Genomic DNA, 21,789 nt, shown 5'->3' on the forward strand with positions numbered 1-21,789 from the left:
TATGCCCTGTGGACAGGTACGCATCGGAAAGCCTTATGACAATTGAACTTGCAGTCACAAACAACGTATTCGCGCGGGATATCCTGACAGTTGCCCAGCTGAACCAAGCAGTGGGGCAGTTGTTGGAGCGCAGCATCCCGGCACTGTGGGTTCGCGGCGAGATTTCCAACTTCACGCAGGCGGCTTCCGGGCATTGGTACTTCACGCTCAAGGACAGCCGCGCCGCAGTGCGGGCAGTCATGTTCCGCGGCCGCGCCAGTGCGGTCGGGTTCGTGCCGCGGGCCGGCGACCAGGTCGAAATCAGGGCCAGGGTGTCGCTGTACGAGCCGCGCGGCGACTATCAATTGCAGGTCGACGCCATGCGCCGCGCAGGCATCGGCAACCTGTACGAGGCCTTCCTGCGCCTGAAGGAACAACTGGCTTCCGAAGGGCTGTTCGATCCGGCCAGAAAGCGCGACCCGATGCCGCTGCCCCGCGCCATCGGCGTGGTGACCTCGCTGCATGCCGCGGCCTTGCGCGACGTGCTGTCGGCGCTGGCCCGCCGCGCACCGCAGGTGCCCGTCATCATCTACCCGGCGCCGGTACAGGGCGCGGATGCCGCCGGCCGGCTGGCCGCCCAGGTGCGCCTGGCCAACGAACGGGCCGAAGTCGACACGCTGTTGCTGGTGCGCGGCGGCGGCAGCATCGAAGACCTCTGGAGTTTCAACGACGAAGGCCTGGCCCGCGAAGTCGCGGCCAGCGCCATCACGGTCATCAGCGGCGTGGGTCACGAAACCGACTTCACCATTGCCGACTTCGTGGCCGACGTGCGCGCCCCCACGCCCACGGCGGCGGCGGAACTGGCCTGCGTGCCGCGATCGGACCTGCTGGGCCGCGTCATGGCTTGCGCCCAGACGCTGGCCCGCGGCCAGCAGCGCCGCCTGGAACGCGCCGCCCAGCGCCTGGACCGCGCCAGCGCGCAACTGGTGTCGCCGGCCCAGCGCCTGGAACACCAGCGCGAACGCCTGAACAGCCTGGGCTATCGCCTGGCCTCTGCCTGGGCCGGCCCGCAGGCGCGCCGCAACGCGCGCGTCAATCTGCTGGCGCAGCGCCTGGCACACCGCGTGCCCGACACCGCCCGCGCCGCCGATCGCCTGGCGGCCGTCACACGGCAACTCGGCCAGGCGCATGCGCGCCTGCTGGTGCAACGACGCAACCGCCTGGCGGCCGCCAGCGCGCAACTGCGCGCCCTGGACCCGGGCAACACGCTGGCACGCGGTTATGCTATTGCCCGCGATGCCGACGGCCGCATCGTGCGCGATGCCGCCGACCTGGCGCCGGGGCAGGGCCTGGACCTCAGCTTCGCTCAGGGCGGGGCCACGGTCGACGTCACGCAGGTACGCAAGACGCGCGAAGCATCCTGAAGTTCCTGCAGGTCTTAGGGTGGAACAATGCTGCAAGAGACACCACGCAAGAGCCGGCGCGGCGCGCGCCAGGCAGTCACGCTGACGGCCCTGGCCGCTGCGCTTTCCCTGGGCGCTGCCGGGTTCGCCCCGCCAGCGCGAGCCCAGGGGCCGGACAAGACCAAGGCGACGAGCAAGACCGAAACCCACGCCCGCGCGGCGCAGCCGCCCGCCGCCAGCCCCACGCAAGGCGGCAAGGACGCCTGCGATTGCAGCTCGCCTTACCGCGAGTACAAGGCGGCCGATACCGCTGACACCCGCGCCATGTTCGCCGCGGTCGATGCGGGCGACGAGGCCGCTTTCACCGCGGCCCTGGCCAAAGTGGCCCGGCCCGGCGACTATGCCCGCGAAGGCGTGCCGCTGCTGCATGCGCTGCTCACGCCGCCATGGCCGCGCAGCAAGCACGTGTATTGGGACATGCCTGCGGATGAAGCGGCGCGACTGCGCCAGGCCCATCGCGACGCCTTGCCGGTACGCACCCGCATGCTGGCGGCCCTGCTGGCCACCCAGCCGCCCCTGAACGACATCACCTACGAATCACGCCGCTCGCCGGTGCAACTGGCGTTGCTGTACGGGTCGCCCGACATCCTGGACAGGTTGCTGGCGGCGGGCGCCCGCGCGGATCAGCGCGGCGATGACAACCGGACGCCGCTGGATTTCCTGCTCAACCGCGATTTCGAATTCGCGGTGCGCATGACGTACCTGCCGCGTCTGGTCGACCGCCAGGACACCACGCGCATGGTGCTGGCGCTGCTCAAGGCCGGGGCCCCGCGTCCCTTTGCCTATGTCGATGACCATTCCGATGACATCACGCGCAGCGCGCTCAAGGACGCGCAGGGCAAGCCGCGCTTTGCTGCGGATTACCTGGCCTGGCCGGCGTTGGTGGAATTGACCGAAGGCGGCGACGTGGTGCGTGCCCTGGCCGCCACGGGCACGACGCCGGCTTATGGCGATGGCATCAGCCCGCTGGCGCTGGCCGCCTATACCGGCAACGCGGGCGCCGTGTCCGCGCTGATGGAACTGGGGCCGCGCACCACGCCGGCCACGGGCTACGGCGAAACGGGCGATATCGATCTCTGGCTGGATGCGGCGCAGGCCGCCGTGGTCACCGGGCACGGCGACATCGCCGCGCCGTTGCTGCGCGCCGGCATGCCGTTTGGCCAGCGTGGCCCGCAGATCAGCAACGACACCGCGGTGTTCGTCCGCATGGAGGCGGATACCCGGCCGATTCTGAACCTGGCCGCGCGCAAGGGCGATGTGGCGACCGTCAAGCGCCTGCTGGCCTTGGGCGCACCGGTGGAAGGCGACCCTGCCGAACAATACGGCGACACGCCGCTGGCCGATGCCGTGCAGGCGTGCCAGGCCGATGCCGCGCGGGCGCTGCTGGCGGCCGGGGCCAACCCCGCGCTGCTGCGCCAGGGCTACGACCGCAAGACTGCGCTCGAACGCGCCATCGAAGCCGACGATCCCGCGCTGCTGCGCGACCTGCTGGCCGCAACGCCGCGCGAAGCCTTGCAGGCACTGCTCGCCGACCCTGCGCATTCGCCTGTCGCGCAGGCCTTGCGCCAGCCCGGCAAGCAGGGCGCAGGCCTGTTGCGACAGTTGGTCGATGCGGGCCTGGACCCGAAAACGCTGGACGCCGGTGCGATCCGCCAGGCGCTGGAAAACGGCGATATCGCGATGGCGACGTATCTGATGGATGCGGGCGTGCCCGTCAATCCGCCGGCTGCGTCCGCCACCGCCAAGGATGACGCTTTCGACCGCCAGGGCGTGCCGCCGTTGATGGTCGCCGTCACCTCGGACCAGCCCGCCATGGTCGATGCGCTGCTGGCCAAGGGCGCCGACCCGCTGGGTTTGGCGCCCGAAGGGCGCAGCGCCTTGTATTGGGCGATTGCCAGCCGCAATGGCGTCGTGCTCGAACGCCTGCTGCAAGCGGGCGCCAAGCTTGACGATCCGCGGCTGCCCCGCGCGCCGGCCCGCTATGCGCTGCTGAACGCGGCGCTGGCGGCCGGCGATATCAAGATGGTGAATCGAGTGGCCGAGGGCAGCGGGCAAACGCTTGCGGCTGCTTGCCTGCCCGAGGGGGGCGAATACGCGCTGCTCGACCGGCCGGGCTACTTCGCGCAATTGCAGGCGGCGGGCTTCACCGGCGCGCACGGCGAATGTGTGCAAGAAGGCGGGGCGCTGCCGCAGCGGCTGCTGTCTGCCTTGCTGCGCGATCGGCAACTGGCGGTCGCGCGTCGCGATACCGTCATCGACGTGCTGTCGCGCCTGAAGGCAGCGGGCGCCGCGCTCGATGCGCGCACTGAAAGCGGCGAGACGCCGCTGGTGGCCGCCATCCAGATCGGCCGCGCCGATCTCGCCGACGTCCTGCTCGCCGCCGGCGCCAACGCGGATATGGCCGACCTGCGTGGCCGCAGCCCCGCGTGGGTCGCCCTGGAAACCGGACAGCCCGCGATGCTGGCGCTGCTGGCGCGCTACAAGGCGCGCTTTGACGGCGCCGCCGCGCCGCAGGGGCAGTCGTTTTCGCAGACGCTGGCCTGCCAATCCGCGCCGGCCTTCGCAGTGGCGCTGCAAAACGCCGGTGTGGCTGTCAAGCAAGACTGCCCGCGCGCGTCGGCCGCGAACAAGACGGCCGCCAAGTCCGCGGCGCGTCTCGCCGGCCACTACTATCTGCGCGGCATGCGCGAAGTGGGCAGCGAGTTGCTGCTGACCGAAGACGGCCGCTTCCAATACCTGATGAGCTACGGCGCGGTCGATATCGAAGCCAGCGGCCAATGGCGCAGCGACGGCAAGACCATTCATCTGGATACGCCGCCGATCCAGCCTTTCTCCGCCATTGCCGGTGTGCGCGCCGACACGCTGCCGGCCGAGGGTGATGGCATGACCGTGCGCGTCTACTACCAGGGCCGGCCGGTCAAGGTCGACGTGGCCATGTCGTCGGCCACCGGTGATTTCGCTGGCACCCCCAGGCAGTCGGAAGGCGCCAATGGCGTCAGCGCACCCATCGACGCGGGCCAGCTCAAGGCCCTGGCCGTCTACGTGCCGCTACCTGCCGGCGCGCGCTGGCACGATGTCGACGTCAGCAAGTTGGATGCCCAGGCGCGGTCCGTGCGCGTCGATCTGGACGTCCCCGAAGCCGCCAGTCTCACGCCCTTGCACATGACATTGGCATTACGTGAAGATGGCGCATTGACGGCCTCGCAGGGCGGTCGCGAACTGCGATATGAGAAAGAGTAGCGTTTACGTGCCGCGGTCATAAACACATACCTCTTAACCCCGCGCCACCGCGGGGTTAACACGGTATCCTCGCAGAGTTGCCGATACAATTGAACGGCTTGATCGTGCACTCAACAGAAGGAACCCACACATGGCACATACTCTTCCCCCCCTGCCTTACGAACTGGACGCACTGGCTCCGCACATCTCGAAAGAGACGCTGGAGTTCCACTACGGCAAGCATCACCAGACCTACGTCACGAACCTGAACAACCTGATCCCGGGCACCGAGTTCGAGAACCTGTCGCTGGAAGACATCGTCAAGAAGTCCTCGGGTGGCATCTTCAACAACGCCGCACAGATCTGGAACCACACGTTCTACTGGAACAGCCTGGCCCCCAAGGCCGGCGGCGCACCCACCGGCAAGCTGGCTGATGCCATCAATGCCAAGTGGGGCAGCTTCGATGCCTTCAAGGAAGCCTTCAACAAGTCGGCTGCCGGCAACTTCGGTTCGGGCTGGACCTGGCTGGTCAAGAAGGCCGACGGCTCCGTCGACATCGTCAACACCAGCAACGCCGCCACTCCGCTGACCACGGCCGACAAGCCGCTGCTCACCTGTGATGTCTGGGAACACGCCTACTACATCGACTACCGCAACGCCCGTCCCAAGTACCTGGAAAACTTCTGGGCGCTGGTGAACTGGGAATTCGCGGCCAAGAACTTCGCCTGACAGGCGCCGCGTCGCGATCCTTGCGTGACCGCCTTCCGGGCCGGTCGCGCGACGATCGGATCGCACTGAAAAAGGCCTCTCGTTGCACGAGAGGCCTTTCATTTTGTTCAGCCAGAATTCAGTATCAGAGCATCCCGCCATGCGCGGCCGGCAAGAGGTGTCGATTGTCGAGTTCATTGCGGCGAAATGAAGAATAAACAGCCGTTTCTTCAGGGTTCTCCCTGGAAATCGCAAACGCTATCGTTGCGCCCGGTCTGCGACTGAGCCACGGGGCCAATGACTGCGGCATGCCCGCCATAAACCGTGGCAATTGAACGGGATGGGAAGCATGTTGCGGTATTTTTCGGGTTTACGTATCGGCGCGCGCCTGTCGGGCGCATTCCTGCTGGTCGCGGTGATCGGCGGCGCCATCGGCGCCTTTGGCGTGTGGGGGCTGGCCCGCATCAACGAAATGAACGACCGGCTTTACGACACCGAGTTGCGAGGCATCTCGGACATCAAAGAAGCCAATATCAACCTCATCTACGCCGGGCGTGCGCGCAGCGGCTTTCTGGCCGCCTCGACGCAGGAAGAGCGCCAGGCGCTGCGCAAGCAGTTCGATGACGCGGTCAAGACCATGGACGCGCTGCGTGAAAAGGCCGCGGCGAATTTCCATGCGGAAGAGGGCAAGCGCCTGTTGGCGCAGTTCGCCGAAACCGAGCAGGTCTGGAAGCGCGAGGCGGCCGAATTCTTCGCCGCTGCGCAGTCGCACTCGCTGGCGCAGGCCGACGCGAAAGTCGATGCCATCGAAAAGCGCGTGATCGCCTCGTCGCAAAAGCTCGACGACCTGATGACCGACCTGGCCGTGGGCAAGGAAAAGGTTGCCGCGCAATCCGTGCAGGCGGGCACCGACCTGTACGAAAACATGCGCTTCATCATGATCGTGCTGGCCGTGGTCGGCGTGGCGGTCGGCATGCTGTTGGGCTGGCTGGTGACGCGCGGCATCGTGCGCCCGCTGCAGCAGGCGGTGACGGCCGCGCGCCAGGTGGCCGCGGGCGACCTGACCACCGACATCCAGGTGGCCACGCGTGACGAAACCGGCGACCTGATGGGCGCGCTCAAGGCCATGAACGAAAGCCTGGCGCGCATCGTGCGCGACGTGCGCGACGGCTGTGAAAGCATTGCTTCGGCATCCTCGCAGATCGCGCAGGGCAACTCCGACCTGTCGCAACGCACCGAAGAACAGGCCTCGTCGCTGGAAGAAACCGCGGCGTCCATGGAAGAGCTCACCAGCACCGTGCAGCAGAACGCCAACAACGCCAGCGAGGCCGAACGCCTGGTCACCCAGGCCTCGACCGTGGCCGTGCGCGGCGGCGAAGTGGTCGAAGGCGTGGTGCAGACCATGAGCGCGATCTCCGACAGTTCGCGCCGCATCGCCGACATCACTGGCGTGATCGACGGCATCGCGTTCCAGACCAACATCCTGGCGCTCAACGCCGCCGTGGAAGCGGCGCGCGCGGGCGAACAGGGCCGCGGCTTTGCCGTGGTGGCCGGCGAAGTGCGCACCCTGGCGCAGCGCTCGGCCGTGGCCGCCAAGGAAATCAAGGCCTTGATCGACGAGTCCGTCAATCGCGTCGAAGGCGGCACCCGCCAAGTCGACGAGGCCGGCCGCACCATGCGCGAAGTGGTCGACAGCGTGCGTCAGGTGGCTACCCTGGTGCGCGAGATCTCCAGCGCGTCGGCCGAGCAATCTTCCGGCATCGGCCAGGTCAACCAGGCCGTGGCGCAGATGGATACCGTCACGCAGCAGAACGCCGCGCTGGTCGAAGAGGCTGCGGCCGCCGCGGCCAGCATGCAGGAGCAGGCTGGCCGCCTGGCGCAGGAAGTGCGCCGCTTCAAGGTCGATGCCGGCGGCGACGCGGGCTCGGCCACTGCCGCCCAGGCACGCCTGGTGCGGGCGATTCCGGTGGCGCCGCGCAAGCCTGCCGCGGCGCAGGCCGCCACGGCGCGTCCGGCCTTGGCCCGCGCTTCGGACGACGACTGGTCCACGTTCTAGTGCGCGCGTTGTGGGCTGGCAGTCAGGCGGCGATGGTAAGGTTAGGCACGTTTTTGATTGCGTCCGCCCCTTCGCGCCCATGAACCTGCCCACCCCTCTGCGCCGTATCGCCACCGGCTCCCGCCACTTCCTGCGCCGCAAGGTGCGCCAGGCCAACCGCCTGTCGCGCAAGAGCGTGCAGATGGCCTTGCTGCTGGGGGGCGCGGCACTGGTGGCGCTGGTTTCGCTGGGTTTTGCCTACCTGGCCGACCGCGCGCTGGAATGGAATCGCGAATGGACCGCGGCGCATGGCTGGCTGGCCTTGCTGGTGCTGCCGTGCGCCTTGGCCGGCCTGCGGTGGGCCACCTTGCGGTTCGCCCCCAACGCCGTCGGCAGCGGCATTCCCCAAGTCATTGGCGCCTTGTCATTGCCGCCCGGCCCCAGCCAGCACAGCCTGGTCTCGCTGGCGCAGGCGTTGTGGAAAATTCCCCTGGCCTTCTTCGGCATGCTGGCTGGCGCGTCGATTGGCCGCGAAGGCCCGTCGGTGCAGGTCGGCGCCGCCGTCATGCTGGCCTGGGGCAATTTCTGGAAACGCCGCGGCATGCAGCTGCGGGGCTTTCACACCAATGAGCTGATCGCGGCCGGTGCGGCCGGCGGCCTGGCCGCGGCCTTCAACGCGCCGCTGGCCGGCGTCATCTTCGCCATCGAAGAACTGGGCCGCGGCACGGTGTTGCGCTGGCAGCGCCTGGTGCTGATCGGCGTGCTGGCAGCCGGCTTCCTGGTGGTGGCGGTGGCCGGCAACAACCCGTATTTCGGCATGTTCGGCGGCGCGCCGCTGACGCAAGGCATGTTGGGCTGGGTGATCGGCTGCGCGCTGCTCAACGGCGCGCTTGGCGGCATCTTTGCGCGGTTGCTGGGCAAAGGCGCGGCCGGCATGGCCCCGGCCAAATGGCGCAGCTGGATCCGCGCGCATCCTATCTGGACGGCCTTTGCCATGGGCCTGGTGCTGGCATTGATCGGCCTGGCCACCGCCGGCAGCGTGTACGGCACGGGCTACGGCGCGGCAGCCGATCTGCTGTCGGGCCAGGCGCACGACGCCTTGCCCGCCGGGTTCGGCCTGGCCAAGCTCGCGGCTACCGTGGCGTCCTACTGGGCCGGCATTCCGGGCGGCATCTTCACCCCCGCGCTGACCACCGGCGCCGGCATCGGCCACCACATCTGGCAACTGGCGGGCGAGGGCGTGGACCAGCGCGTGCTGGTACTGATCTCCATGGCTGCTTTCCTGGCCGCGGCCACGCAGGCGCCGCTTACGGCCAGCGTCGTCGTCATGGAAATGACGGGCAGCCAGCCCATGCTGTTCTGGCTGCTGGTCGGATCGCTGCTGGCCTCGGGCGTGTCGCGCCAATTCTGCCCGCAACCGTTCTACCACCTGGCCGCGGGTCGCTTCCGGCGGCAAGCCATTGTCGATGCCGCGCGCGCGGCCAAGTCGGGCACGGCGTCCTCGTAGCACCGCCGCCAGGCCGGCCTCATCATGGTGCACGAGTGAACAGCTGTTGGACACTGTCCGTGCTGCGGACATCCCAACGGTGCACCAACTTGGCGCGAAACCGCTGCGTTAAGATCGACGACATTCGATTTCTTCACTTCATTTCGAGCTTCCCATGACCGTGCATGCCTATATTTGTGACGCGATCCGCACCCCCTTCGGCCGCTATGGTGGCGCGCTGGCTTCGGTGCGTCCCGACGACCTCGCAGCCGTAGCCATCAAGGCCCTCGTGGCGCGCAACCCCAACGTGCGCTGGGAAGAAATCGACGACGCCATCCTCGGCTGCGCCAACCAGGCCGGCGAAGACAACCGCAACGTCGCCCGCATGGCCACGCTGCTGGCCGGCCTGCCGGTCGAAGTGCCCGGCGCCACCGTCAACCGCCTGTGCGGTTCCGGCCTGGATGCCATCGGCAGCGCCGCCCGCGCCATCCGCGCAGGCGAAGCCGGCCTGATGCTGGCTGGCGGCGTCGAAAGCATGAGCCGCGCGCCCTTCGTCATGGGCAAGGCCGACAGCGCCTTCTCGCGCAGCGCCTCCATCTACGACACCACCATCGGCTGGCGCTTCATCAACAAGCTCATGAAGGCCCAGTACGGCGTCGATTCCATGCCCGAAACGGCTGAAAACGTCGCCGACGACTTCAACATCAACCGCGAAGACCAGGACCTGTTCGCGCTGGCCAGCCAGCAAAAGACGGCCCGCGCCCAGAAAGAAGGCTTCTTCGACGCCGAAATCGTGCCGGTCTCCATCGCCCAGAAAAAGGGCGATCCGCTGGTCGTCTCCAAGGACGAACACCCGCGCGAAACCAGCCTTGAAGCGCTGGCCAAGCTCAAAGGCGTGGTCCGCGAAGGCGGCACCGTCACCGCCGGCAACGCCTCGGGCGTCAACGATGGCGCCGCCGCGCTGCTGCTGGCCGACGAAAAGGGCGCTGCCCGCCACGGCCTGACGCCGCGCGCCCGCGTGGTCGGCATGGCCACTGCCGGCGTCGCGCCGCGCATCATGGGCATCGGCCCGGCGCCCGCCACCCGCAAGGTGCTGGCCCAGACCGGTCTCACCCTCGACCAGATGGACGTCATCGAGCTGAACGAAGCGTTCGCCGCCCAAGGCCTGGCCGTGCTGCGCCAACTGGGCATCGCCGACAACGATCCGCGCGTCAACCCCAACGGCGGCGCCATCGCCCTGGGCCACCCGCTGGGCGCCAGCGGCGCGCGCCTGGCCACCACCGCCATCAACCAGCTGCACCGCACGGGCGGCCGCTACGCGCTGTGCACCATGTGCATCGGCGTGGGTCAGGGCATCGCGCTCATCATCGAACGCGTCTGACGCGAGGGCGGCCGGGGGCGCGAAAATCAACCGCGTTCCAGGCCGGCCCGGTCCGCTTGCCCGCCGGGCGGCCAAACAACAAGGGAGCCCTCGGGCTCCCTTGCTTTATGATTCGGCACGCGATGCGTGCGGGCCGTTCAGGGCAATCCGTCGATCTTGCGGCCGGCCTTGATGCCGTGCCCCTCGAACCAGCCTTGGGCCATTTCCAGCGCGTAGCGCACCGGTTTCTTCGAGCAGTGGGCGTCGTCGGTCTGCGGCGCCATGTCTTCGATGTTGACGATCGTGCCGTCGTCGGCGATAAAAGCGATCGACAGGGGCAGGATGGTGTTGCGCATCCAGAAGCACTGCACGTCGGGCTGCTCGAAGACGAACAGCATGCCGTCGTTGCCGGGCAGTTCCTTGCGGAACATGAGGCCGTCGCGGCGGGTGGCTTCCGTGTTGGCGACTTCTGCGCGGATAATATGGATGCCGGCAGCCAGTTGCGTGGTGGGCAAGGGCGCCTGCGGGCCGCTTGGGGCCTGGGCGCCGGCCGCCGCGGGCAGGGCCAGCGCGGTAACGCTCAGCAGCGCGCAAAACGCACTGCGTGATGCCGCTTTAATGAACGCTGTCTTGAACAACGTACGACTGATGTGAAACAAAGCAGCATTCTTCAGCATGACCAGATGCGGTAATCGCAGTAATTAGAAAATAACAAGGCGGGGCCCGAAAGCCCCGCCTGATAATGGCGCAACCTTACCGTTGCACTTTAAAAGGTTAACTCAGGCAGCAGTGATATTGAGCGCCTGTTTGCCTTTGGGCCCCTGGATTATCTCGAATGCCACTTTCTGGCCTTCTTTCAGGGTTTTAAAACCATTCATCTGGATGGACGAAAAGTGGGCGAACAGATCTTCACCGCCGTCGTCGGGCGTAATGAAGCCAAACCCCTTTGCATCGTTGAACCATTTGACGGTGCCCGTCGATTTGGGATTGTCCCCTTGGACGGCGGTTGCGGTCGTATCAGACATGCGGACTGCCTCATTGAATCGTATGTTGACAGAAGGGCATCGCGGCCTAGACCCCTGTCCCCCCTCCGGCCTCCTGGCAGGTTTTCGGTGAATTGAAAACCCCAGAATGCGTGGATAATGCGCCGCTTTTCTTTGCGGAGTCAAGTATGGAAACTACGCATTTCTACGTGTAATTTTGCGTAAGTTACATGCAAGCCGTCCCCTGATTAAATAGAATAGCCGCCCTATGAGTTCTACCTTGGATACCCAGCATGATTTGGCCGTCGAGAAGGCGCCGGCACGCGTTGCGCCGCCTCCGATGTACCAGGTCCTGTTGTTGAATGACGACTACACGCCGATGGAATTTGTCGTCAAGGTGCTGCAAAAGTTCTTCAACAAGAACCACGAAGAGGCCACCCGGATCATGTTGCAGGTGCATCACGAAGGCCGCGGGGTGTGCGGAGTCTATCCGCGCGACCTTGCCGCGACCCGCATCGCCCAGGTGGCGCAGTATGCGCGGGCACGCCAGCATCCGCTGCAGTGCGTGATGGAACCCGTTTAGAACCTTAAAAAAAAGACGCCGCCGCAACAGGCGGCGTTGTGCTGCACAGGGTAGTACCGCAGGGCCCGCGCACCGAGAAGCGCGCGGGGCAGGTCGGCAGCTCCGCCGCAAAGGAGCGACGCATTCGAGTAGGCGGGGAGGTTTGCCGTGAGTGGAAAGAACAGCAAGACCTGGCTGGCGGTAGCCGGCGTCATCGTGTTGGCCGGCGCCTTGGGCGTGGGCTGGTGGATGGGCAAGGGCGGTCAGTCCGCCGCGCCCACGGCGCCTGCGGCGACAACGTCCGCACCTGCGGCAACGGCCGCGGCCCCTACCGAATCCAAGCCCGCGGCCTTGCCGGCGTCCGCCACGGTCGGCGCCGCCGATCCGTTCGCCGCGCTGAACTGCCAGCCGCGCCAATACAACGATTCGTTGGCGCTGGCGATCACCTTCACCCAGCCGGTCGACTCCAAGGCCAAGCTCGAGAGCTTCCTGCAGGTCATCGACACCGGCTCCGCCTCGGGCAAACCCGACCAGGACAGCGAACAGGCCGCCCGCCCCGGCGACCAGCCCGCGTCCGTCAAGCCCGGCGATTCGGCCCCCAAGGGCAAGGTCGTGCAGGGTAACTGGGTGGTGGGCGACAACCCCCGCATGGTCTATTTCCCCTACGTCCAGCCGCAGCGCTCGTACGCCATCTCGGTGCGTGCGGGCCTGCCGGGCGCCGGCGACAAGGTCACCCTGGCCACGGCCTCGCATTGCGAAGTGACCACCGAAGCCATGCCGCCTTCGTTCTATTTCGCCAGCCGCGGCGTGGTGCTGCCGGCCGGCCAGAACGGCGGCCTGCCGGTGGCCACTGTCAACGTGCCCGAGGTCGACGTGCAGTTCCTGCGTGTCGCGCCCGAGCGCGTGCCGGAACTGTTCGAATCGGTGCTGGGCATCGGCCGCAACACCAGCAACGCCTCGTCGGATGACGACGACAGCGCGGGCGGCTACGACGAAGACGACGGCTGGCGCTATTCCGACAACCGCAGCCTGAAGGGCTCGGTCAGCAACTGGGACCTGGATCGCCTGAATTCGCTGACCACCAGCGTCTACCAGGGCCGTTTCCTGACGGACGACAAGCCCAATCGCCGCCACGTCACCTTCCTGCCCGTCGAAGGCGTCAAGGAATTGCAGGAACCCGGTATCTATATTGCGGTGATGAGCCAGCCCGGCCGCTTCCGCTATGAATACCAGGTCACCTATTTCTACGTCAGCGACATCGGCCTGCACGCCCGCCGCTACACCGACCGCATCGAGGCTTATTCGGTTTCCCTGAAGACCGGCCAGGCCATTTCCGGCGCGGTCTTCGAACTGGTCGATGGTGCCGGCAAGTCGCTGGCCAAGGCCCAGGCCGACGCCCAGGGCCACGTGCGTTTCGAAGGCAGCTTCACCAATGCGCGCGTCATCCGTGCCTCGCGCGACAAGGAAATGACGGTATTGGCCTTGGCCGAACCGGCGCTGGACCTGTCTGAATTCGACACGGGCGGCCATATTTCCCGCCCCAACAACCTGTTCGTCTATGCCGGCCGCAATCTGTATCGCCCCGGCGAAACCTTCCACGTGTCGGTGCTGCCGCGCGACCTGGACGGCCGCGTCATGCCGGCCGCGCCCCTGACCGCCACGATCAAGCGCCCCGACGGCCGCGTGGTGTCGACCACGCTCTGGCAGCCCGCCAAGGACCTGCAAGGCTACGTCGAGCGCGCCATTGACCTGCCGCCCGACGCCCAGACCGGCGCCTGGATGCTGGAATTGCGCGTCGACCCCGCCTCGCGCGTGGCCGATGCCTCCTGGAAGTTCCAGGTCGAGGAATTCCTGCCCGAACGCATGAAGATGGCGCTGACGTCCGACCAGGACGTGTTGTCGCCCAACGACACCCTGACCGTCGATGTGCAGGGCGACTACCTGTATGGCGCACCCGCCGCCGGCAACCGCCTGCTGTCCAGCTTCCAGGTCAAGCGCGACCGCTTTGCCCTGCCGCAGCAATGGCCCGGCTTCATCTTCGGCGACGTGGCCGACGATACCCGCCGCCACTTCGAGGAACTGCCCGAAGCCGCGCTGGATTCCACCGGCGCTGCCCAGCTCGAGGTCGAGCCGCGCACCGATGGCACCCATTCGCCCATGAAGGTGCGGGTGTCGGCCAGCCTGCTGGAATCGGGCGGCCGCCCGGTGGTGCGTTCCATCGAACGCAGCGTCTGGCCCGCCGACAAGCTGATTGCCGTGCGTCCGCAGTTCGACAGCGACGTGGCCCGCGAAGGTGCGCCCGCCGGCTTTGAAGTGCTGCGCGTGGATGCGCAAGGCAAGATCATGCCGCTGGCCCAGGCCCAGATGCGCCTGTATCGCGAAGAACGCCAGTACTACTGGCGCTTCGATGACCAGCGCGGCTGGAACAGCGGCTACACCGAAACCGAAGAACTGGTAGATTCGCGCGAGATCGCGCTGAAAGACCGCACCCAGCTGACCGTGCCGGTCAAGTGGGGCCGCTACCGCCTGGAAATCACCGACCCCGAAACGGGCGAAACCCTGCGCTACCGCTTCTATGCGGGCTGGAACGCGCAAGATGCCGACGCCATGGGCAACCGCCCCGACCGCGTCCAGATGAAGCTTGAAGGCGTGCCGGCCAAGCCGGGCGATACCGTCAAGGTCACGCTGACGCCGCCGCATGACGGCCAGGCGCTGGTCACCGTCGAAGGCGACCGCATGCTGTGGTCCACCTGGGTGGCCGTGAAGGCGACGGGTACGCAGGTCGAAATCCCCATCGACAAGACCTGGAAGCGTCACGACCTGTACGTGGCCGCGGCGGTGTTCCGTCCTGGCAGCGAAGGCGACCGCGTGACCCCGGCGCGCGCGCTGGGCCTGGCGTTCCTGCCGATCGCCAGCGCCGACCGCAAGCTGGACGTCAAGCTGACGGCGGCTGCCAAGACCGAACCCGAAACCAAGACCACGGTCCGTGTGAAGGTGGACGGCGCCCAGGGCAAGCAGGCCATGGTGACGCTGTCGGCCGTCGACGTCGGTATTCTCAACATCAACCAGTACCGCACGCCCGATCCGCTGGACTTCTTCTTCGGCAAGCACCGCTACGCGCCCGAATTGCTGGACATGTACGGCAAGCTCATCGAGAAGATGGACGGCACCAAGGGCAAGCTGAAGTGGGGCGGTGACGCCGCCATGCGCGGCGACAGCAAGAGCCTGCCCAAGAAGGTCAAGCTGGTCGACCTGTTCTCGGGTCCGGTCAAGCTGAACGACAAGGGCGAAGCCGACATCCCGCTGGACCTGCCCGACTTCAACGGCACGCTGCGCCTGATGGCCGTCGCGTTCACGCCGGACAACTTCGGCAGCACCGACACCGAAATGGTGGTGGCGGCGCCGATCGTGGCCGAATTGAACACGCCGCGCTTCATCACCCCGGGCGACCAGGCCGCCATCGCGCTGGACGTCACCAACCTGAGCGGCGCCGATCAAAAGGTGACGGTCAAGCTGGAAGCGCTGGACCCGCTGGGCATCGTCGACGGTACGCGTACCGTGACGCTCAAGGACAAGCAACGCACCACGCTGCGCTTTAACGCCACCACCACCGGCTCGTACGGCCTGGGCCTGATCCGCCTGACCGTGGACGGGCAGGGCGGCGGCAAGCCCGTGCACATCGTGCGCGAGTCGGTGCTGCAGGTGCAGCCGGCCTACGCGGCCGAGCGCCAGGTGCGTCGCCTGCGCCTGAACCCGGGCGAATCCAATGCGCCGCAGGCTTCGTGGATCGCGTCCTACTATCCGGACTCCACCACGGTCAGCCTCACGGTCTCGAACCGTCCGCCGTTCAACGTCAATCGCCTGGTCGAAGGCCTGCTCAACTACCCCTACGGTTGCACCGAGCAGACCATCAGCGCGACCTTGCCGTGGGTCATGCTGGACGAAGACGCGGCCAAGCAGTTCGGCCTGAAGCCGCGCACCCAGGCTGAACGTGAAGCCAAGGTCGCCGGCGCCATCGGCCGCCTGTCGGGCATGCGCAACGCCGTGGGTTCGTACAACCTCTGGAGCAGCTCGTCCTCGCGCGATGTGTGGCTGACGGCCTATGCCGTGGGCTTCCTGCAGGACGCCCGCGACAAGGGCTTTGCGGTGCCCGAGGCCTCGCTCGACCGTTCCCGCCAGTGGCTGCTCGAACAAGTGCAGCAGAGCAGCGGTTCGTTCGGCACCTGGTCGGCCAACCTGAAGCGCAACGTCGAATCGGGCCGCCTGGATAGTGGCGACATCAACACGCTGCGCGAAGACCATCGCCGCTTTGCCGGCCTGGCCACCGCCGTGCTGGTGCTGGCGCGCGACAACAAGGCGCCGCTGTCCACGGTGCGCCAGCTGTTCGACAACTACCAGGAACGCGCGCGTTCGCCGCTGCCCCTGATCCAGCTGGCCGCCGCCTTCAAACTGATGGGCGACGAAGGGCGCATGAAGACCGCGCTGGATCAGGCCATGGCGCGCGAATACGGCATCACCCGCCGCAGCCAGAGCGCCTACTACGACGAGTGGATGGGCGACTACGGCAGCGCCGTGCGTGATTACGCCCTGTCCTATGCGCTGGCCAACCAGTACCAACTGCGCCACGATCGGGTCGAGAACCTGATGTCGCAGCTGGCTGCGCGCCTGGGCAACCGCTCGTACCTGTCGACGCAAGAGCAGATGGCCTTGCTGCTGGCCGCGCGCGCCGCGGGCGGCGACAAGGGCACGCCTTGGGAAGCCACGCTGACCGTCAACGGCGCTCGCAAGCCGCTGACCGGCGGCAAGTCTGACCAGACCGTGTCGCTGACCGCGGCCGAGCTGGCGGGCACGCAGCTGGTCAATACCGGCAGCCAGTCGCTGTTCATCGAGTACGACATCCAGGGCAGCCCCATGTCCGTGCCCGCGCCGCGCAACGACGTCATCCAGCTCAAGCGTGGCTGGTACCGTCCTGACGGCAAGCCGTGGGATGGCGGCACGTTGCAGACCGGCGACATGCTGGTGGTGTGGGTCCAGGCCAGCGCCAACCAGAACATTCCGGACGGCCTGCTGGTGGACCGCGTGCCGGCCGGCTTCGAAGTCGAGAACCTGAACCTGTCGCAAAGCCCCGAGATGCAGGACTGGAGCATCGGCGGACGCCGCGTGGCCGACGCGATGGCCGACCCCAACATCAAGCACCGCGAATTCCGCGATGATCGTTATGTTGCGGCGGTATCGCTGGGCCGTGGCAAGGTCGACGTGTTCTACCTCGTGCGGGTCGTCACGCCGGGCCGCTATGCGGTGCCCTCGACGGTGGCCGAAGACATGTACCGGCCCGAGATCCGTGGCGTAGGCGAGCAATGGAGCACGGTCGAGATCCGCGATCGCGGCGCCAAGCAGCGTCCTTGACCGCCGCCGCCACCCCGTCGGCGGGCGCCTCGCGCGCCCGCCGCTGGCGGCGGCGCGGCATCTACGCGGCCAGCGTGTTGTTTGCGCTGGCCGCGTTGTTATTCGCGTTCGACCGCCTGTATCCCTTGCCCCCCATCGATTCCGGCGGTGCGGCCGTCGTGGTCGCCGCCGACGGTACGCCCCTGCGCAACTATCCCAGCCGTGACGGCATCTGGCGCTACCCGGTCAAGCCGGACCAGGTGTCGCCGTACTACCTCGATACGCTGCTGACCTACGAAGACCGCTGGTTCTACTGGCACCCCGGGGTCAATCCCGTGGCGCTGGCGCGCGCCGGCTGGCAATGGGCCACCAACCGCCGCATCGTCTCGGGCGGCTCGACCCTGACCATGCAGGTGGCGCGGCTGATCGATCCGCAACTGGCCGGCAAACCGTCGCGGTCAATGGCCGCCAAGCTGCGTCAGGCCTGGCGCGCCGTGCAGCTCGAAATGCACTACAGCAAGGACGAGATCCTGTCGCTGTACCTGACCCACGCGCCCATGGGCGGCATCGTGGAAGGGGTGGAGATGGGTTCGCGCCTGTGGCTCGGCAAGCCGGCGCGCGATCTCAGCCCGGCCGAGGCGGCCATGCTGACCGCCTTGCCGCAGGCGCCGTCGCGGCTGCGGCCGGACCGCCATCCCGAGGCCTCGCAGGCCGCGCGCGACAAGGTGCTGGACCGCATGGTGGAACTGGGCCGCTGGACGCCGGCAGAAGTGGCCGACGCCAAGATCGAGCGCGTGGTGGCGCCGCCGCTGCGGGCCCGTTGGCTGGCGCCGCTGGCCGCGCAGCGCCTGCTGCAGGAAGCGGGCCGCAAGACCGGCGGGCCGCGCCGCCCCGGCACCCGCCCGCCGCTGCTGACGTCCACCCTGGATGCCGACATGCAGGCCTCGGTCGAGCGCATGCTGCTGGACCGGGTCGACAACCTGCCGCCCAAGGTGTCCATGGCCGTGTTGGTGATGGACAACGATTCCCTGGAAATCAAGGCCTACGCCGGCTCGGCCGATTTTTCCGATGATTCCCGATATGCCCATGTGGATATGGTGCGCGGCGTGCGCTCGCCGGGTTCTACTCTGAAGCCTTTCCTGTATGCCCAGGCGCTGGACGACGGGCTGATCCACTCGGAAAGCCTGCTGATCGATGCGCCGATGTCGTTCGGCGGATACGCCCCGGGCAATTTCCAGGCGGCGTTCTCGGGCCCGATCAGCGTGTCCCAGGCCTTGCAACGCTCGCTGAACGTGCCCGCCGTGGATCTCCTGGACCGCGTCGGACCCAGCCGTTTTGCGTCGGTTATGCTCAAAGGCGGCGTCTGGTTACGAATGCCTGCCGGCGCGGAGCCCAATCTGAGCTTGATTTTGGGCGGGGGTGGCACCACATTGGAAGAACTGGTGGGTGCTTACCGGGCCCTGGCCCGCGGCGGCATCTCCGGCCGGCCCCGGCTGCGTCCGGAGCAGCCACGGGTCGAGTCCCGTATGATTAGTGCTGGCGCTGCCTGGATTGTCCGGGACATCCTCGAAGGCGGCGGCCACCCGGACAGGCCGTTCTACCAGTCGGGAAGCCCGGCTCGCCAACTGGCCTGGAAAACCGGGACAAGTTTCGGTTTCCGGGACGCCTGGGCGATCGGAGTGACCGACAGCTGGACAATCGGAGTATGGGTAGGCCGCCCGGACGGCACCCCGAACCCCGGATTTTTTGGGGCGAATGTGGCGGCGCCGCTACTGCAGGACATCGTGGCGGCGCTACCGGAAGGCGCGCAGCATGTCCGCGTCCGGCCCGACACGGTGCAGCCCGTCGTGACGTGCTGGCCGCTGGGCTACAAACTGGGCAGCGTGCCGTCGGGCGCATGCCCGGAACAGCGCGCCGCCTGGGCCCTGAATGAAACGGTGCCGCCGTCGTTTGCCGGCTACGCCGACGCTTCGCAGGGGCCGTTGCGCCTGGGAGGCGTGGCGACGGGCTCGGTGTTGCGGCCCGTGCCGGGCAGCAAGCAGGTGGCGCTGGATGTGGATGTGCAGGGCGCCGAAGGCGAAGTATGGTGGATGCTCGACGGTCGCGTGGTTGGCCATGGCGTGTCGGGTCGTTCGTTTAATCTAGTGCTGGCGCAAGACGGCCGGTATACGCTTACCGTCATGGACTCGCAAGGCCGCCACGATAGTGTGGTTTTTGAAATCGCTGGCGTTACGCCATGATCGGCATAGAATATGAATCGTGTATTTGACCGCTTCGATGCGTTACGGAGGAAGCGTGATTTCCCAAGAGCTTGAAGTCAGCCTGCATATGGCTTTCGTCGAGGCCCGTTCGGCCCGGCACGAATTTATTACCGTCGAGCATCTGCTGTTGGCGTTGCTCGATAACGCTTCGGCAGTCGAAGTGTTGCGCGCCTGCGCAGCCAACCTGGACGACCTGCGCCGTAACCTGCGCCAGTTCGTTTCGGAAAACACCCCGGTGATTCCCAGCGGCGCAGAAGTCGACACGCAACCGACGCTGGGTTTCCAGCGCGTGATCCAGCGCGCGATCATGCATGTGTCCGCGGGCGGCACCGGCAAGAAGCCGGTGACCGGCGCGAATGTGCTCGTGGCCATTTTCGGCGAAAAGGATTCTCACGCCGTGTACTACCTGCAGCAGCAGGGCGTCACGCGGCTGGATGTCGTCAATTTTCTGTCGCATGGCATTACCAAACAGCCACAGGTGGAGTCCGCCGCCGTGCAGAAAGAGCAGCAGACCAATGGTGAAGAACAGGGCGAATCGCGCCAGTCGCCGCTGGACCAGTACGCGACCGATCTGAACGCCGCGGCGCTGGCGGGCCGCATCGATCCGCTGATCGGGCGCGAGCACGAAGTCGAACGCGTGATCCAGGTGCTGTGCCGCCGCCGCAAGAACAACCCGCTGCTGGTCGGCGAGGCCGGCGTGGGCAAGACCGCCATCGCCGAAGGCCTGGCCTGGCGCATCACGCGCGGCGAAGTCCCCGAAATCCTGCAGGCCGCGCAAGTGTTCGCGCTGGACATGGGCGCGCTGCTGGCGGGCACCAAGTACCGCGGCGATTTCGAACAGCGTCTGAAAGGCGTGCTCAAGCAGATCCGCGGCAACCCCGATGCGATCCTGTTCATCGACGAAATCCACACGCTGATCGGCGCCGGTTCGGCCTCGGGCGGCACGCTGGACGCGTCCAACCTGCTCAAGCCGGCCTTGTCCTCGGGTCAGTTGAAGTGCATTGGCGCGACCACCTACACCGAATACCGCGGCGTCTTTGAAAAAGACCACGCGCTGTCGCGCCGCTTCCAGAAGATCGACGTGCCTGAACCCAGCGTCGAACAGACCGTGCAGATCCTGCGCGGCCTGAAGAGCCGCTTCGAAGAGCACCACAACGTCCGCTATTCCGCAGCCGCGCTGTCGGCCGCCGCGGAACTGTCGGCGCGCTTCATCAACGACCGCCACCTGCCGGACAAGGCCATCGACGTGATCGATGAGGCCGGCGCCGCACAGCGCCTGTTGCCGCGTTCGCGCCAGAAGAAGGTGATCGGCAAGGTCGACATCGAAAACATCGTTTCCAAGATCGCGCGCATTCCGCCGCAGTCCGTCTCCAACGACGACCGCAGCAAGCTCGCCACGCTGGACCGCGACCTGAAGACCGTGGTCTTCGGGCAGGACAACGCCATCGACGCGCTGTCGGCCGCCATCAAGATGGCGCGCTCGGGCCTGGGCAAGCCGGAAAAGCCGATCGGCGCCTTCCTGTTCTCCGGCCCGACCGGGGTGGGCAAGACCGAAGTCGCACGCCAGTTGGCGTTCACGCTGGGTGTCGAGCTGCTGCGTTTCGATATGTCCGAATACATGGAACGCCACGCGGTGTCGCGCCTGATCGGTGCGCCTCCCGGGTACGTGGGGTTCGACCAGGGCGGCCTGCTGACCGAAGCCATCACCAAGCAGCCGCACTGCGTGCTGCTGCTCGATGAAATCGAAAAGGCCCACCCGGACGTCTTCAACATCCTGCTGCAGGTCATGGACCACGGCACGTTGACGGACAACAACGGCCGCAAGGCGGACTTCCGCAACGTCATCCTCATCATGACGACGAACGCGGGCGCCGAAACCTTGAACCGTCCGTCCATCGGCTTTGCCAATTCGCGCGTCGTGGGCGACGAAATGGCGGAAATCCGCCGCATGTTCACGCCCGAGTTCCGCAACCGCCTGGACGCGATCATTCCGTTCGCACCGCTGGACCGCGAAATCATCCTGCGCGTGGTCGACAAGTTCCTGATGCAGCTCGAAGACCAGCTGCACGAGCGCCGCGTGGAAGCCGTGTTCACCACGCGCCTGCGCGACCACCTGGCCAAGGAAGGCTTCGACCCGCTCATGGGTGCCCGTCCGATGCAGCGCCTGATCCAGGACACCATCCGGCGCGCGCTGGCCGACGAGCTGCTGTTCGGCAAGCTGGTCGACGGTGGCACGGTCACGGTCGACCTGGACGACGACAACAAGGTCACGCTGGACTTCGACGACCACGGCAAGCCGCCGTCCGCCGCGCCTGACAAGCAGGAAGTCGAGCTCGTCGACTAGGCC

General features: G+C 66.9%; 12 protein-coding genes. 10 read left to right on the forward strand and 2 right to left on the reverse strand.

Going from position 1 to position 21,789, the window contains the following annotated elements; translation table 11 throughout:
• Positions 1-35 precede the first annotated feature (35 nt).
• The 6 genes from xseA to pcaF all read left to right on the forward strand — a co-directional run bounded on the left by xseA (position 36) and on the right by pcaF (position 10,272).
• Positions 36-1,403 carry an exodeoxyribonuclease VII large subunit gene (gene xseA, locus HV798_RS18110; protein ID WP_175191908.1) on the forward strand — a complete coding sequence of 456 codons (1,368 nt, stop codon included), beginning with the start codon at positions 36-38 and terminating at the stop codon, positions 1,401-1,403.
• A 27-nt stretch (positions 1,404-1,430) separates the two neighbouring features.
• A complete protein-coding gene (locus tag HV798_RS18115) occupies positions 1,431-4,682 on the forward strand; it encodes an ankyrin repeat domain-containing protein (RefSeq protein ID WP_175191909.1) in 3,252 nt (1,083 codons plus the stop codon).
• A gap of 130 nt (positions 4,683-4,812) precedes the next feature.
• On the forward strand, positions 4,813-5,391 hold the full coding sequence (gene sodB, locus HV798_RS18120; RefSeq protein ID WP_025135836.1) for a superoxide dismutase [Fe]: 579 nt from the start codon (positions 4,813-4,815) through the stop codon (positions 5,389-5,391).
• Positions 5,392-5,719: 328 nt separating this feature from the next.
• A complete protein-coding gene (locus tag HV798_RS18125; protein ID WP_175191910.1) occupies positions 5,720-7,426 on the forward strand; it encodes a methyl-accepting chemotaxis protein in 1,707 nt (568 codons plus the stop codon).
• Positions 7,427-7,505: 79 nt separating this feature from the next.
• Entirely contained in the window at positions 7,506-8,912 is a 1,407-nt protein-coding gene (locus tag HV798_RS18130) for a chloride channel protein (protein WP_175191911.1), read from the forward strand.
• Between the two features lie 154 nt (positions 8,913-9,066).
• The gene (gene pcaF, locus HV798_RS18135; protein WP_175191912.1) at positions 9,067-10,272 is read left to right on the forward strand and encodes a 3-oxoadipyl-CoA thiolase; all 1,206 of its coding nucleotides are present in this window, start codon (positions 9,067-9,069) and stop codon (positions 10,270-10,272) included.
• Between the two features lie 137 nt (positions 10,273-10,409).
• Here pcaF and HV798_RS18140 read toward each other — a convergent pair whose 3' ends face one another.
• Positions 10,410-10,928, reverse strand: a complete 519-nt coding sequence (locus HV798_RS18140) for a DUF192 domain-containing protein (protein WP_175191913.1) — start codon at positions 10,926-10,928, stop codon at positions 10,410-10,412.
• Positions 10,929-11,030: 102 nt separating this feature from the next.
• Positions 11,031-11,276 carry a cold-shock protein gene (locus HV798_RS18145; RefSeq protein ID WP_006220277.1) on the reverse strand — a complete coding sequence of 82 codons (246 nt, stop codon included), beginning with the start codon at positions 11,274-11,276 and terminating at the stop codon, positions 11,031-11,033.
• A 226-nt stretch (positions 11,277-11,502) separates the two neighbouring features.
• On the opposite strand from HV798_RS18145, the gene clpS reads away from it, so the two are divergent.
• From clpS to clpA, 4 genes are all read left to right on the forward strand, one after another.
• Entirely contained in the window at positions 11,503-11,817 is a 315-nt protein-coding gene (clpS, locus tag HV798_RS18150; RefSeq protein ID WP_025135841.1) for an ATP-dependent Clp protease adapter ClpS, read from the forward strand.
• A 147-nt stretch (positions 11,818-11,964) separates the two neighbouring features.
• The gene (locus HV798_RS18155) at positions 11,965-17,202 is read left to right on the forward strand and encodes an alpha-2-macroglobulin family protein (RefSeq protein WP_175191914.1); all 5,238 of its coding nucleotides are present in this window, start codon (positions 11,965-11,967) and stop codon (positions 17,200-17,202) included.
• Positions 17,199-19,421, forward strand: coding sequence for a penicillin-binding protein 1C (gene pbpC, locus HV798_RS18160; protein ID WP_175191915.1), 2,223 nt, complete (start codon positions 17,199-17,201; stop codon positions 19,419-19,421). The genes HV798_RS18155 and pbpC overlap by 4 nt, the downstream gene beginning before the upstream one ends.
• A gap of 55 nt (positions 19,422-19,476) precedes the next feature.
• Positions 19,477-21,786 (forward strand): ATP-dependent Clp protease ATP-binding subunit ClpA, encoded by a 2,310-nt coding sequence (gene clpA / locus HV798_RS18165; RefSeq protein ID WP_175191916.1) that lies wholly within the window; start codon positions 19,477-19,479, stop codon positions 21,784-21,786.
• Positions 21,787-21,789: the final 3 nt, after the last annotated feature.

This window comes from Achromobacter deleyi (assembly GCF_902859705.1).
Lineage (GTDB): Bacteria > Pseudomonadota > Gammaproteobacteria > Burkholderiales > Burkholderiaceae_B > Achromobacter > Achromobacter deleyi.